Here is a 14,702-nt window from a genome sequence, read left to right on the forward strand (position 1 = left end):
AAATGTTGAGAGGCTCCGCAAAACAGCAAAGGAAGCGCGGTTTTGTTTGGGGCTTACTATTTTGATGTGAGAAGGCAAGTCCGCGGGTATTTTTGACGGCAACAATGAAAGATATGCAGCGACGTTTCATTACATGTTTCGATTCATCATTGATCCGGCCATGCGACGCTCTTTTTTCGAATCATACTCGATAAGGGCTTTTCTGCATGTAAGGGACGTGCCCGTCTTGGTCTCATTATACGTGATTCTGACGAAGGGCCGCAACGGAATTTTTAAACTCGGCATTTTCATCCAAAAAGTGCCTAAAGTTGAGTAGACATTGAGGGGTGAGTATAGTTGACGGGACATCTTGTTCGATATGGTCGACGCACTCGGCGGAGTTATTCGCGGATTCATGAGGTGCTCGAAGTTCCGAATCTGATCGAGATTCAGCAAAAATCTTACGAATGGTTCCTGGAGGAAGGTCTTCGGGAAATGTTCCACGATATTTCGCCGATCCAGGACTTTACGGGGAATCTGATTCTGGAATTTATCGATTACAGCCTCGGAGAACCGAAATACACGACAGACGATGCCAAAGAGCGTGACGTGACGTACGCGGCGCCGCTGCGCGTGAAAGTCCGCCTGATTAACAAAGAAACGGGCGAAGTCAAAGAGCAGGAAGTATTTATGGGCGACTTCCCGCTGATGACCGAAACCGGTACGTTTATCATAAACGGTGCGGAACGGGTTATTGTCAGTCAGTTGGTTCGCTCTCCAAGCGTCTACTTCAATACTAAAGTGGACAAAAACGGAAAGAAAACATACAGCGCGACTGTGATCCCGAACCGCGGCGCATGGCTCGAACTCGAGACGGACGCTAAGGATATCATCTACGTTCGTATCGACCGTACCCGGAAGATTCCGGTAACGGTACTGCTGCGCGCGCTCGGTTTCGGCAGCGATGCCGAAATTCTGGATCTGCTCGGCAACGACGAGTATATCCGCAACACGCTGGACAAAGACAATACGGATTCGACGGAGAAAGCTCTGATCGAAATCTACGAACGTCTGCGTCCGGGCGAACCGCCTACGCTGGACAACGCGAAAAGCTTGCTCATCGCTCGCTTCTTCGATCCAAAGAGATACGATCTCGCCAACGTAGGCCGTTACAAGATCAACAAAAAGCTTCATATCAAGAACCGTCTCTTCAACCAAAGACTGGCCGAAACGCTGATCGACACCGTAACCGGCGAGATCATCGCGGAAGCGGGACAAATGGTAGACCGTCGTCTCCTCGACGAAATTCTGCCGTATCTGGAGAGCGAACACAGCGTGAAGACGTATCATGTCGCGGGCGGCGTACTCGAAGCCAACGACATTCCGATGCAGTCGATCGACGTGTTCTCGCCGATCGAAGATGGCAAAGTCGTTAAGGTCATCGCGAACGGTCTGATCGACAAAACGGTCAAACACATCACGCCTGCCGACATCATCGCATCGGTCAGCTACTTTATCGACCTGCTGCACGGCATCGGCGACACCGACGATATCGACCACCTGGGCAACCGTCGTCTGCGTTCCGTAGGCGAACTGCTTCAGAACCAATTCCGTATCGGTCTGTCCCGTATGGAACGCGTCGTTCGCGAGCGCATGTCCATTCAGGACGCGAACGTGATCACGCCGCAGGCTCTGATCAACATTCGTCCGGTTATCGCATCCATTAAGGAGTTCTTCGGCAGCTCGCAGCTCTCCCAGTTCATGGACCAAACGAACCCGCTGGCAGAACTGACGCACAAACGCCGTCTGTCCGCTCTCGGACCCGGCGGTCTGACGCGCGAACGCGCAGGTTTCGAAGTTCGAGACGTTCACGCCAGCCACTACGGCCGGATGTGCCCGATCGAAACGCCGGAAGGACCGAACATCGGTCTGATCAACTCTTTGTCCACGTTCGCGCGGATCAACGAGTACGGCTTCATCGAAGCGCCTTACCGTCGCGTCGATCCGAAGACGAACAAAGTTACCGAGCATATCGACTATCTGACGGCCGACGAAGAGGATAACTACGTGGTGGCTCAGGCGAACGCCAAGCTGAACGAAGACGATTCCTTCGCCGACGACATGGTTATCGTGCGGTACAACAAACAGGCCGACAACATCCTGCCGATGCCGAGCGATCGCGTCGACTATATGGACGTTTCGCCGAAACAGGTCGTATCCGTCGCGACGGCGCTCATTCCGTTCCTTGAGAACGATGACTCCAACCGCGCTCTGATGGGATCGAACATGCAGCGTCAGGCCGTTCCTCTGCTCATTCCTAAGGCTCCGCTTGTCGGAACCGGCATGGAACACAAAGCAGCCAAGGACTCCGGCGTATGTATCGTCGCGAAACACGACGGTTACATCGAACGTTCGACAGCCAGCGAAATCACGCTGCGCCGCGTCGAGAACGTCGACGGCCAAGAAGTCAAAGGCGACTTGGTCACTTATAAATTACACAAATTCATGCGCTCGAACCAAGGCACGTGCATTAACCAACGTCCGATCGTTCGCGCAGGCGACATCGTGAAAAAAGGCGACATCCTCGCGGACGGTCCTTCGACCGAAATGGGCGAATTGGCTCTGGGCCGCAACGTTGTCGTAGCCTTCATGACTTGGGAAGGTTACAACTACGAGGATGCCATCTTGCTGAGCGAGAAGCTCGTCAAGGAAGACGTATACACTTCGATCCATATCGAAGAATACGAATCCGACGCGCGCGACACCAAGCTCGGACCGGAAGAGATCACGCGCGACATCCCGAACGTCGGCGAAGAAGCGCTGAAGAACCTCGACGATCGCGGCATTATCCGCATCGGCGCGGAGATCGCCGCCGGCGATATCCTGGTCGGCAAAGTCACGCCTAAGGGCGTAACGGAGTTGACGGCGGAAGAGCGCCTGCTGCACGCGATCTTCGGCGAGAAGGCTCGCGAAGTACGCGACACTTCCTTGAGAGTGCCTCACGGTACGGACGGGATCGTCGTGGACGTCAAAGTCTTCACCCGCGAAAACGGCGACGAGCTGCCTCCGGGCGTCAACCAACTCGTTCGCGTGTACATCGCGCAGAAGCGTAAAATCTCCCAAGGCGACAAGATGGCCGGACGTCACGGTAACAAGGGTGTCGTATCGCGCATCATGCCGGAAGAAGATATGCCGTTCCTGCCGGACGGCACGCCGGTTCAGATCGTACTGAACCCGCTGGGCGTACCTTCGCGGATGAACATCGGACAGATCTTGGAAGTTCACTTGGGCATGGCCGCGCAGCGTCTGGGCATCCACGTGGCCACTCCGGTATTCGACGGAGCGGACGAATACGACGTATTCGATACGATGGAAGAGTCCGGCATGCAGCGCAACGGCAAAACGGTCCTGTACGACGGTCGTACCGGCGAGCGCTTTGAGCGCGAAGTCACGGTCGGCGTCATGCATATGATCAAGCTGGCGCACATGGTCGACGACAAGATCCACGCCCGTTCGACGGGTCCTTACTCGCTCGTTACGCAGCAGCCTCTGGGCGGTAAAGCTCAGTTCGGCGGACAGCGTTTCGGCGAAATGGAAGTATGGGCGCTGGAAGCTTACGGCGCGGCATACACGCTGCAAGAAATCTTGACCGTCAAGTCCGATGACGTGGTGGGCCGCGTGAAAACGTACGAATCCATCGTCAAAGGCGAAAACGTGCCGGAACCGGGCGTTCCGGAAGCGTTCAAGGTCTTGATTAAAGAGCTGCAAAGTTTGGGCATGGACGTCAAGATCCTGAGCGAAGACGAAGAAGAGATCGAAATGAAAGAACTGGACGACGAGGATGAACCGACCGGCGGCGACAAACTTGGCCTCAACCTTGAAGGTTCGGAAGTCGGCGTAGAACAATAAGAGTCAAAAATCAGGAACCGCATATAGGGAGGGTTGCTCCTTGTTGGATGTAAACAACTTCGAGTTTATCAAGATCGGGCTGGCTTCGCCGGACAAGATTCGTTCTTGGTCCCGCGGCGAAGTCAAAAAGCCGGAAACGATCAACTATCGTACGCTCAAACCGGAGAAAGAAGGTCTTTTCTGCGAAAAGATCTTCGGACCGACCAAAGACTGGGAATGCCATTGCGGCAAGTACAAACGCGTTCGTTATAAAGGCGTCGTCTGCGATCGTTGCGGCGTCGAAGTCACTCGCGCCAAAGTACGCCGCGAGCGGATGGGCCATATCGAGCTCGCCGCTCCGGTTTCCCACATCTGGTACTTCAAAGGGATTCCGAGCCGTATGGGTCTGGCGCTGGACATGTCGCCGCGCTCGCTCGAAGAAGTCATTTACTTCGCTTCGTACGTTGTAACCGATCCGGGCGAAACGCCTCTGGAAAGAAAGCAACTGCTGTCCGAAAAAGAATACCGCAGCTATCGCGAGAAATACGGCTACGGATTCCAAGCGGGCATGGGCGCCGAAGCCGTGAAGAAACTCCTCCAGGATCTCGACATCGACAAAGAACTGGAGTTCCTCAAAGAAGAACTGCGTACGACGCAAGGACAACGTAGAAGCCGGGCGATCAAACGTCTGGAAGTCATCGAAGCGTTCAAAAGTTCGGGTAACAACCCGGACTGGATGATCCTCGACGTGCTTCCGGTCATCCCGCCGGAACTGCGTCCGATGGTACAGCTCGACGGCGGCCGTTTCGCGACGTCCGACTTGAACGATCTGTACCGCCGCGTCATCAACCGGAACAACCGTCTGAAAAGACTGCTGGATCTGGGCGCGCCGGACATCATCGTTCAGAACGAAAAGCGCATGCTGCAAGAAGCGGTAGACGCCCTGATCGACAACGGCCGTCGCGGTCGTCCGGTAACGGGCCCGGGTAACCGTCCGCTCAAATCCCTCAGCCATATGCTGAAAGGTAAACAAGGACGTTTCCGTCAGAACTTGCTCGGTAAACGGGTCGACTATTCCGGCCGTTCCGTTATCGTCGTAGGTCCGAACCTGAAGATGTACCAATGCGGTCTTCCGAAGGAAATGGCGTTGGAACTGTTCAAACCGTTCGTGATGAAAGAGCTGGTCAACAAAGGCCTCGCTCATAACATCAAGAGCGCGAAACGCAAAGTCGAGCGCGTAAGCGCCGAAGTATGGGACGTGCTCGAAGAAGTCATCAAAGAGCATCCGGTTCTGTTGAACCGTGCCCCTACGCTTCACCGTCTCGGTATCCAAGCGTTCGAACCGATCTTGGTCGAAGGCAAAGCGATCCGCCTTCACCCGCTCGTATGTACGGCTTACAACGCCGACTTCGACGGCGACCAGATGGCCGTGCACGTTCCGCTGTCCGCGGAAGCGCAGGCCGAAGCCCGCATTCTCATGCTGGCATCCGGCAACATCCTGAACCCGAAAGACGGCAAGCCTGTCGTTACCCCTTCGCAGGATATGGTCCTCGGAACGTATTATCTGACGATGGATAACAAGGAAGGCCGCGGCGCAGGCATGATCCTTCGCAACATCAACGAAGCCGTGTCCGCTTACCAACGCGGCACAGCCGAACTCCACGCTCGCGTGGCGATTCCGGTTAAGGCTCTCAATAAAACAAGCTTCACCGACAAGCAGCAGGAAGCGATCCTGATTACGACGATCGGTCGGATTATCTTCAACGAGATCTTCCCGGCAAGTTTCCCGTATATCAACGACGCGACCCGGGCGAACCTGTTCGACGGCGTAGCCGAAGACTTCTTCATCTATGAAAAAGGGGAGAACGTCACCGAGCGCATCATGAACGCGCCTCAAACCAAAGGCATCGGCAAAGAGTATCTGGGCGAAATCATCGGACGCTGCTTCGAAGTGTACCAGACGACTCAAACTTCGATGATCCTCGACGAAATCAAACAGCTCGGATTCACGTACTCGACTCGTTCGGGCGTAACCGTAGCCGTTTCCGACGTCGTCGTGCCGCCGGAGAAGAAAGACTTGATGGCAGAATCGGACAAGAAGGTCGCGGTCATCACCAACCAATACCGTCGCGGTCTGATTACCAACGAAGAACGGTACGACCGGGTTATCGAAATCTGGTCGAGCGCCAAGGATCAAATCAGTGACATTCTGATGAAATCCATGGACCGTTACAATTCCATCATGCTCATGGTCGACTCCAAAGCCCGCGGTAACAAATCGCAGATCACCCAGCTGGGCGGCATGCGGGGTCTGATGGCCAACCCGTCGGGTCGGATCATCGAACTCCCGATCAAGTCGAACTTCCGCGAAGGCCTGACGGTCCTCGAATACTTCCTGTCTACGCACGGCGCGCGTAAAGGTCTGGCCGATACCGCGCTTCGTACCGCCGACTCGGGTTACTTGACCCGCCGTCTGGTCGACGTGGCTCAGGACGTTATCGTTCGCGAAGACGACTGCGGAACCGATAAAGGCTTCATGGTCAGCCGGATCCAAGACGGCAAGGAAGTCATCGAAGATCTGTACGACCGTATCGAAGGCCGTTACTGCTTCGAGACCGTCCGCCATCCGGAAACCAACGAAATCATCGCTCGCCGCAACGAGCTGATCACTTCGGACAAAGCCGAAGAGATCGTCAAAGCCGGCGTCGAAAAACTGCAAATCCGTTCCGTGCTCAGCTGCCGCGCCCGCCACGGCGTGTGCAAAAAGTGCTACGGACGCAACCTGGCTACGGGTAAACACGTCGAGATCGGCGAAGCGGTCGGCATCATCGCCGCCCAATCGATCGGCGAACCGGGAACCCAGCTCACCATGCGTACGTTCCACACCGGCGGCGTAGCCGGCGACGACATCACGCAAGGTCTGCCGCGTATCCAGGAGTTGTTCGAAGCCCGTAACCCTAAAGGTCAGGCTACGATCAGCGAAATCGACGGCGTCGTGAAAGAGATCCGCGAAGCGAAAGACCGTCGCGAGATCGAAGTTCAAGGCGAAGCCGAAAGCAAAACGTATTCCGTAACTTACGGTTCCCGTCTGCGCGTACGCGAAGGCATGGCGATCGAAGCCGGAGACGAGTTGACGGACGGTTCGATCGACCCGAAAGAAATGCTGCGCATCAAAGGCATCCGCGGCGTGCAGAACTATATCCTTCAGGAAGTTCAGCGCGTATACCGGAACCAAGGCGTAGAAATCAACGATAAGCACGTCGAAGTCATGATCCGTCAGATGCTGCGCAAGATCCGCATCGTGGACGCGGGCGAAACGACGCTGCTGCCGGGTTCGTTCGTCGATCTGCACGAATACGAGAAGGCCAACAAAGAAGCCATGTTGAACGGCAAAGATCCGGCGGTAGCCAAGCCGGTCCTGCTCGGTATCACCAAAGCTTCCTTGGAAACCGACTCCTTCTTGTCCGCGGCGTCGTTCCAAGAAACGACCCGCGTCCTCACCGACGCGGCAATCAAAGGCAAGGTCGACCAACTGCTTGGCCTCAAAGAAAACGTCCTGATCGGTAAACTGATTCCTGCCGGTACCGGCATGACTCGTTACCGCAGCGTCCGTTTCGAAGAGCCGGAAGGTTCGGAAAGCGGAGAAGAGTCGTTGGAAACCGTAACAACCGAGTAACGCTCAGTTTGGCAATCGGAATCGGGGCGGAAGAAAGGAGGAATCTTTTCCGAAGCCCCGACATTCTGTGCTTGACATACCTCTCTGCCAGGTGCTAATATAGCAAAGGTGCGTGAGCGGGTAGTGATAATCCTGTCTTTTGGAGGATATGCCGAATGTCTAATGATAAAGGACTTCAGGATGCACACGTCAAAATCGGTACCAAGCAAACCGTGCGAGCGGTGGAACTTGGATTAGCTTCCGAAGTATATGTAGCCATGGATGCGGACCAGCGGATGATCGCCAAGATCACATCGCTGTGCGGCAAGTCCGGCGTCAAGTTGACCGAAGTGGAGACCATGCGCATGCTGGGCAAAGCTTGCGGCATTGAAGTCGGGGCGGCGATGGCTGCGGTGCTGAAATGAGAAAGTCATAACCTTGTGAGAACGTTTTTGTTTCAGGGGCGTCAAGCGCTTGGGGCAAAAACTTTCATTTGTTCTTTTATGAACCACCTGGGTCTGTGGACTTGAGGAAGCCGGTTTGTAACAAGGATGTTTACCAATATGGGAAGGGGGTGGCAATGACAATGCCAACTATTAACCAACTCGTCCGCAAAGGACGTCAAGCGAAAGTCGTGAAGTCGAAATCCCCAGCACTGCAAAAGGGTTTCAACGCACTGAAACGTGAAGAAACAAACCTGAGCGCCCCGCAAAAACGCGGTGTCTGCACTCGTGTAGGTACGATGACTCCACGTAAACCGAACTCCGCGCTTCGTAAGTATGCCCGTGTTCGTTTGACGAACCGTATCGAGGTGACTGCTTACATTCCGGGTATCGGACACAACCTGCAAGAACACAGCGTCGTGCTGGTTCGCGGAGGTCGCGTAAAGGACTTGGCGGGTGTACGTTACCACATCGTTCGCGGTGCTCTTGACACTGCAGGCGTAAACGGACGTATGCAAGCCCGTTCGAAATACGGCGCTAAGCGTCCGAAAGAAAAGAAAAACTAATTTCAATTTGAGCGCTTAAGAGCGTTCAATTATCGGAGAAAGGGGGATATCCATGCCACGCAAAGGTCCAGTTACCAAAAGAGACGTACTGCCGGATCCGGTGTACAACAGCAAACTGGTTACTCGTCTGATCAACCGCATCATGATCGACGGTAAACGCGGTGTAGCTCAAAACATCCTTTACAACTCGTTCAAATTGATTCAAGAACGTACGGGCAACGACCCGATGGAAGTCTTTGAAGCTGCAATCAAAAACATCATGCCGGTTCTGGAAGTTAAAGCTCGCCGTGTAGGCGGCGCGAACTACCAAGTACCGATCGAAGTTAAGCCAGAAAGACGGACGGCTCTCGGTCTCCGTTGGCTCGTCAACTACTCCCGCAACCGCGGCGAGAAGACGATGGAAGAGCGTCTGGCGGCTGAAATCATCGATGCATCGAACAACACAGGCGCATCCGTGAAGAAACGCGAAGACACGCACAAAATGGCTGAAGCGAACAAAGCGTTCGCTCACTACCGCTGGTAGGATTTCGGCTTAGCAACCAATACAGAATTTTGAAGGGAGAATCCCATTCATGGCAAGAGAGTTCTCCTTGAAAAATACACGTAACATCGGTATCATGGCGCATATCGACGCCGGTAAGACCACGACCACGGAACGGATTCTGTTCTACACAGGCATCACGCACAAAATCGGTGAAGTTCACGAAGGCGCTGCGACGATGGACTGGATGGAACAGGAGCAAGAGCGCGGAATCACGATCACGTCCGCCGCTACGACCGCTCAATGGAAAGGTCACCGCGTCAATATCATCGATACTCCGGGACACGTCGACTTCACAGTAGAAGTCGAACGTTCCCTTCGTGTATTGGACGGGGCAGTAGGCGTATTCAGTGCCAAAGAAGGCGTCGAGCCGCAGTCGGAAACCGTATGGAGACAGGCTGACCGTTACGGCGTACCTCGGATCGCATACGTCAACAAAATGGACATCATCGGCGCGGACTTCCTTAACGTAGTCAAAGATATGGGCGAGCGTCTTCAAGCGAACTCGGTAGCGATTCAGCTTCCGATCGGCGCGGAAAACGACTTCGTCGGTATCATCGACCTGGTTGAGCAAAAAGCTCACATGTACAAAGACGATCTCGGTCAAAACATCGAAGTCGTCGACGTGCCTGAAGAGTTCAAAGCTCAGGTCGAAGAACTGCGCGGAATCCTGGTAGAGAAGGTTGCCGAGCTGGACGAAGAATTGATGATGAAATACCTTGAAGGAGAAGAAATCTCCATCGAAGAGCTCAAAGCAGCTCTGCGTAAAGGTGTTATCGACGTTAAGATCTTCCCGGTTATCTGCGGATCTTCCTACAAAAACAAAGGGGTTCAGCTCATGCTGGACGCCGTTATCGATTACCTGCCGGCTCCGGTAGACGTACCGGCGATCCAGGGTCACCTGGAAGACGGAGAAGAAACGGTTCGTCACTCTTCGGACGAAGAGCCGTTCTCCGCACTGGCATTCAAAATCATGACCGACCCTTACGTGGGTAAACTGACGTTCTTCCGCGTGTACTCCGGCGTGCTTCAATCCGGTTCGTACGTGCTGAATGCAACGAAAGGCAAACGCGAACGGATCGGCCGTATCCTGCAAATGCACGCCAACAGCCGTCAAGAAATCAGCGTCGTTTACGCCGGTGATATCGCGGCAGCGGTTGGTTTGAAAGATACAGGTACAGGTGATACACTGTGTGATGAGAAGAACCCGGTTATTCTGGAATCGATGAACTTCCCTGACCCGGTTATCGAAATCGCGGTCGAGCCGAAAACCAAGGCCGACCAAGACAAGATGGGCGTGGCTCTGAGCAAGCTCACCGAGGAAGATCCGACCCTTCGTGCGCATACGGACGAAGAAACCGGCCAGACGATTCTGGCAGGTATGGGCGAACTCCACCTTGATATCATTATCGACCGGATGCGTCGGGAGTTTAAGGTAGAAACCAATGTGGGTAAACCGCAGGTTGCTTACCGCGAGACTTTCCGTCAACCGGCTCGCGTAGAAGGCAAATTCGTTCGTCAATCCGGCGGCCGCGGTCAATACGGTCACGTATGGGTTGAGTTCGAACCGCTGGAACCGGGTACGGGCAGCCAGTTCGAGAGCAAAGTCGTCGGCGGTTCGGTTCCTCGCGAATACATCCAGCCGGCACTTGCAGGTATCGAAGAACAAATGAAGAGCGGCGTTATCGCGGGCTTCCCGCTGGTAGACGTCAAAGCTACGATCGTAGACGGCTCGTACCACGATGTCGACTCCAACGAAATGGCGTTCAAAATCGCCGGTTCGATGGCGCTCAAAGCAGCTAAAGACAAGTGTAAGCCTGTCCTGCTCGAGCCGATCATGAAAGTCGAAGTAACTGTCCCTGAGGAGTACATGGGCGACGTTATGGGTATGCTGAACTCCCGCCGCGGCCGTATCGAAGGTATGGATTCCCGCAGCGGTGCTCAAATCATCCGTGCGAAGGTACCTCTCTCCGAAATGTTCGGTTACTCGACGACTCTGCGTTCGGGTACGCAAGGACGCGGCGTATTCTCGATGGAACTTTCTCACTACGAAGAAGTTCCGAAGAACATCGCCGAAGAAATCGTATCGAAAACGAAAGCAGGGGAGTAATCCTCGTTTTCACCGCCGGGCGAACGTTTTGTCTTGGACGAAACGCGAGCCCGGATTGATTCAAACCTATAATCTTTCTATATTAAGGAGGAACTGTTTCAAATGGCAAAAGCTAAATTCGAACGTAATAAGCCGCACGTTAACATCGGCACAATCGGTCACGTCGACCATGGTAAAACGACTCTGACAGCTGCTATCACGACTGTCCTCTCCAAAACTTACGGCGGTGCTGCCGTTGCCTTCGACCAAATCGACAAGGCTCCGGAAGAAAGAGAACGCGGTATCACGATCTCGACTGCACACGTAGAATACGAGACTCCTGCTCGTCACTACGCACACGTAGACTGCCCAGGACACGCCGACTATGTTAAAAACATGATCACCGGCGCTGCCCAAATGGACGGAGCAATCCTGGTTGTATCCGCAGCTGACGGCCCTATGCCGCAAACTCGCGAACACATCCTGCTGTCCCGCCAAGTAGGCGTTCCTTACATCGTCGTATTCCTGAACAAATGCGACATGGTTGAAGACGCTGAACTGTTGGAACTGGTTGAAATGGAAGTACGCGACCTGCTGAGCGAATACGACTTCCCAGGCGACGACACTCCGATCATCCAAGGTTCCGCTCGCGAAGCGCTGCAAAACCCGGACGGCGAATGGGCTCAAAAGATCGTTGAAATGTTCAACATCATCGACGAGTACATCCCGACTCCAGAGCGCGACACTGAGAAGCCTTTCCTGATGCCAGTCGAAGACGTGTTCTCGATCACTGGCCGTGGTACGGTAGCAACTGGCCGTATCGAACGCGGTACAGTTAAAATCGGCGACGAAGTCGAAATCGTTGGTATCGCTGAAGAGTCCAAGAAATCCGTCGTTACGGGCGTAGAAATGTTCCGTAAACTGATGGATTCCGCTCAAGCGGGCGACAACATCGGCGCATTGCTGCGCGGTGTTGACCGTACGCAAATCGAGCGTGGACAAGTTCTGTCGAAACCAGGTTCGGTTAAACCGCACACTGAGTTCACAGCACAAATCTACGTCCTGACTAAAGAAGAAGGTGGCCGTCACAAGCCTTTCTTCACAGGATACCGTCCTCAGTTCTACTTCCGTACAACTGACGTAACGGGCATCATCAACCTGCCGGAAGGCACTGAGATGGTAATGCCGGGCGACAACATCACGGTTACTGTTCAACTGATCGCTCCGATCGCTATCGAAGAAGGAACTAAGTTCTCCATTCGTGAAGGCGGACGTACAGTAGGCGCCGGTGCCGTAGCAACAATCCAAAAATAATAACGGTTCTTAACCGTTAAATAGAGCAACAGTGTACTGGAACGAGCAACAATGTACTGTAAACGAAAGCGCGAGGCGGGGCCATTATCCCGGAGTCGGGATAGGGCCTCGCTTTCTTTTTGTGTAATTCGAAAAAAGTATTGCATTGTCTCGCGATGTTCTATATAATAATGAATGTTGTTCTGAGACGTTGCGATGATGCGAGAGGTTACCGACACACCCGGCTCCTTTGCCATAGTGGGCGTGAGCGGAAAATTTTCGCGGAGTATGTCCGATACCAAATTGGGCGATAGAAGGAGGGAATTATAATGGCAAAGCAAAAAATCCGTATTCGTTTGAAAGCTTATGATCACAGAGTTCTGGATCAATCCGCTGAGAAAATCGTTGAAACGGCAAAACGTTCGGGTGCTGGCGTGTCCGGTCCGATCCCGCTGCCGACTGAAAAACAAATCATCACCATTCTCCGTGCGGTGCACAAGTACAAGGATTCGCGCGAACAATTCGAACAGCGTACGCACAAGCGTCTGATCGATATCGTGAACCCGACTCCACAAACCGTGGATGCCTTGATGCGCTTGGACCTGCCGTCCGGTGTAGATATCGAAATCAAACTGTAATACTCCTGAATAAGGACATAAATGAAAAGAGGTGTCAACATGAAAGGTATCTTAGGGAAAAAACTGGGTATGACCCAAGTGTTCACCGCTGAAGGTAACGTCGTTCCGGTAACGGTCATCGAAGCAGGCCCTTGCGTGGTTCTGCAAAAGAAAGACCTGGAAAACGACGGTTACGAAGCGGTACAAATCGGTTTCTCGGACAAGAAAGCTAGCCGTTCGAACAAACCGGAGGCAGGTCACGCTAAAAAAGCGGACACTGCACCTAAGCGCTACGTCCGCGAACTTCGCGGTGTTGACCTCGGAACTTACGAGGTTGGACAAGTGCTTAAAGCGGACGTATTCGCAGAAGGCGAATTCGTTGACGTAAGCGGCGTATCCAAAGGTAAAGGTTTTGCCGGCGTTATCAAACGTTGGGGACAAAGCCGCGGACCAATGGCGCACGGCTCGCGTTACCACCGCAGACCGGGTTCGATGGGTTCCATCCAAGCTAACCGTGTACCGAAAGGCAAACGCCTGCCAGGACACATGGGCCACGACTCGATCACTGTTCAAAACCTCGAAATCGTAAGAGTCGACGCAGAACGCAACGTATTGCTGGTTAAAGGCTCCATTCCGGGTCCTAAAAACGGCTTCGTCAAAGTTCGCGCATCGGTGAAGAAATAATTAATCCTTAGAAGAAAGGAGGAACATGAAATGCCTAAAGTAGCAGTCTATAATATCGAAGGCAAACAGGTCGAAGAAATCGAACTGAGCGATTCGGTATTCGGTATCAACCCTAACGGACACGTGCTTCACCAGGCAGTCGTGATGCAACAAGCATCCCTGCGCTCGGGTACGCACAAAGTCAAAGGACGTTCGGAAGTTCGTGGCGGCGGTCGTAAACCTTGGAAACAAAAAGGTACAGGACGCGCGCGTCAAGGCTCCATCCGTTCTCCGCAATGGAAAGGCGGCGGTATCGTCTTCGGACCGACTCCGCGCAGCTATTCCTTCAAACTGCCTAAAAAAGTTCGTCGTCTGGCGATCAAATCGGCACTGTCTTCGAAAGTCATCGCAAACGAAATTATCGTTCTGGATGCACTGAGCCTTAACGCTCCGAAGACCAAAGAATTCGCAGCTATCCTGAACAAGTTGAACGTAGACCGTAAAGCCCTGGTAGTGGCTCCGGAATACGACAACAACGTAGCTTTGTCCGCTCGCAACATTCCGGGCGTCAAGTTCGTTCAGGCTGACGGCATCAATGTTCTCGACGTACTCGTGCATGATAAGCTGATCATCACGAAGGACGCAGTTCAGAAGGTAGAGGAGGTATTCGCGTAATGAAAGATCCTCGTGACCTGATCAAACGTCCGATTATCACGGAACGTACGGCTGAAGCGATGAGCCAGTCGAAATACGTATTTGAAGTGCAAATGAGCGCTAACAAAACGGAAGTGAAAAAGGCAGTAGAATCGATCTTCGGCGTAAAAGTGTCGAAAGTCAACGTTCTGCGCGTTCCGGCTAAGCCGAAACGTTACGGCCGTCACTCCGGTTATACGAGCGAATGGAAAAAAGCGATCGTGACGCTGACTCCAGATAGCAAATCGCTCGAGTTCTTTGAATCTGCAGAGTAA

Annotated in this window: 11 protein-coding genes; all 11 read left to right on the forward strand. The window is 53.5% G+C overall.

Annotation, left to right across the window (positions count from 1 at the left end):
• Nucleotides 1–336 precede the first annotated feature (336 nt).
• The 11 genes from rpoB (at nucleotide 337) to rplW (ending at nucleotide 14,702) form a co-directional block, all read left to right on the forward strand.
• A complete protein-coding gene (gene rpoB, locus CDO73_RS24150) occupies nucleotides 337–3,888 on the forward strand; it encodes a DNA-directed RNA polymerase subunit beta (RefSeq protein WP_088491084.1) in 3,552 nt (1,183 codons plus the stop codon).
• A 40-nt stretch (nucleotides 3,889–3,928) separates the two neighbouring features.
• A complete protein-coding gene (gene rpoC / locus CDO73_RS24155; protein WP_088491085.1) occupies nucleotides 3,929–7,543 on the forward strand; it encodes a DNA-directed RNA polymerase subunit beta' in 3,615 nt (1,204 codons plus the stop codon).
• A gap of 155 nt (nucleotides 7,544–7,698) precedes the next feature.
• Nucleotides 7,699–7,947 (forward strand): ribosomal L7Ae/L30e/S12e/Gadd45 family protein, encoded by a 249-nt coding sequence (locus tag CDO73_RS24160; protein WP_088491086.1) that lies wholly within the window; start codon nucleotides 7,699–7,701, stop codon nucleotides 7,945–7,947.
• Nucleotides 7,948–8,108: 161 nt separating this feature from the next.
• Nucleotides 8,109–8,531 carry a 30S ribosomal protein S12 gene (gene rpsL / locus CDO73_RS24165; protein WP_026293957.1) on the forward strand — a complete coding sequence of 141 codons (423 nt, stop codon included), beginning with the start codon at nucleotides 8,109–8,111 and terminating at the stop codon, nucleotides 8,529–8,531.
• 52 nt (nucleotides 8,532–8,583) lie between these two features.
• The gene (gene rpsG, locus CDO73_RS24170; protein WP_018978372.1) at nucleotides 8,584–9,054 is read left to right on the forward strand and encodes a 30S ribosomal protein S7; all 471 of its coding nucleotides are present in this window, start codon (nucleotides 8,584–8,586) and stop codon (nucleotides 9,052–9,054) included.
• Nucleotides 9,055–9,103: 49 nt separating this feature from the next.
• Nucleotides 9,104–11,182 (forward strand): elongation factor G, encoded by a 2,079-nt coding sequence (fusA, locus tag CDO73_RS24175; protein WP_088491087.1) that lies wholly within the window; start codon nucleotides 9,104–9,106, stop codon nucleotides 11,180–11,182.
• A 102-nt stretch (nucleotides 11,183–11,284) separates the two neighbouring features.
• Nucleotides 11,285–12,475 (forward strand): elongation factor Tu, encoded by a 1,191-nt coding sequence (gene tuf, locus CDO73_RS24180; RefSeq protein WP_087801952.1) that lies wholly within the window; start codon nucleotides 11,285–11,287, stop codon nucleotides 12,473–12,475.
• 308 nt (nucleotides 12,476–12,783) lie between these two features.
• A complete protein-coding gene (rpsJ, locus tag CDO73_RS24185; protein WP_037291586.1) occupies nucleotides 12,784–13,092 on the forward strand; it encodes a 30S ribosomal protein S10 in 309 nt (102 codons plus the stop codon).
• Between the two features lie 39 nt (nucleotides 13,093–13,131).
• Complete coding sequence (gene rplC, locus CDO73_RS24190) at nucleotides 13,132–13,755, forward strand: 50S ribosomal protein L3 (protein WP_088491088.1); 624 nt, start codon at nucleotides 13,132–13,134, stop codon at nucleotides 13,753–13,755.
• A 30-nt stretch (nucleotides 13,756–13,785) separates the two neighbouring features.
• A complete protein-coding gene (gene rplD / locus CDO73_RS24195; RefSeq protein WP_088491089.1) occupies nucleotides 13,786–14,409 on the forward strand; it encodes a 50S ribosomal protein L4 in 624 nt (207 codons plus the stop codon).
• Entirely contained in the window at nucleotides 14,409–14,702 is a 294-nt protein-coding gene (gene rplW / locus CDO73_RS24200; protein ID WP_088491090.1) for a 50S ribosomal protein L23, read from the forward strand. Before rplD ends, rplW begins: the two co-directional genes overlap by 1 nt.

The organism is Saccharibacillus sp. O23, from assembly GCF_002205895.1.
Taxonomy (GTDB): domain Bacteria; phylum Bacillota; class Bacilli; order Paenibacillales; family Paenibacillaceae; genus Saccharibacillus.

Coding starts and splice junctions, on each gene's coding strand:
- rplW (WP_088491090.1), top strand. CDS start 14,409: ATGAAAGATCCTCGTGACCTGATCAAACGTCCGATTATCACGGAACGT.
- rpsL (WP_026293957.1), top strand. CDS start 8,109: ATGCCAACTATTAACCAACTCGTCCGCAAAGGACGTCAAGCGAAAGTC.
- rplC (WP_088491088.1), top strand. CDS start 13,132: ATGAAAGGTATCTTAGGGAAAAAACTGGGTATGACCCAAGTGTTCACC.
- rpsJ (WP_037291586.1), top strand. CDS start 12,784: ATGGCAAAGCAAAAAATCCGTATTCGTTTGAAAGCTTATGATCACAGA.
- fusA (WP_088491087.1), top strand. CDS start 9,104: ATGGCAAGAGAGTTCTCCTTGAAAAATACACGTAACATCGGTATCATG.
- tuf (WP_087801952.1), top strand. CDS start 11,285: ATGGCAAAAGCTAAATTCGAACGTAATAAGCCGCACGTTAACATCGGC.
- CDO73_RS24160 (WP_088491086.1), top strand. CDS start 7,699: ATGTCTAATGATAAAGGACTTCAGGATGCACACGTCAAAATCGGTACC.
- rpsG (WP_018978372.1), top strand. CDS start 8,584: ATGCCACGCAAAGGTCCAGTTACCAAAAGAGACGTACTGCCGGATCCG.
- rplD (WP_088491089.1), top strand. CDS start 13,786: ATGCCTAAAGTAGCAGTCTATAATATCGAAGGCAAACAGGTCGAAGAA.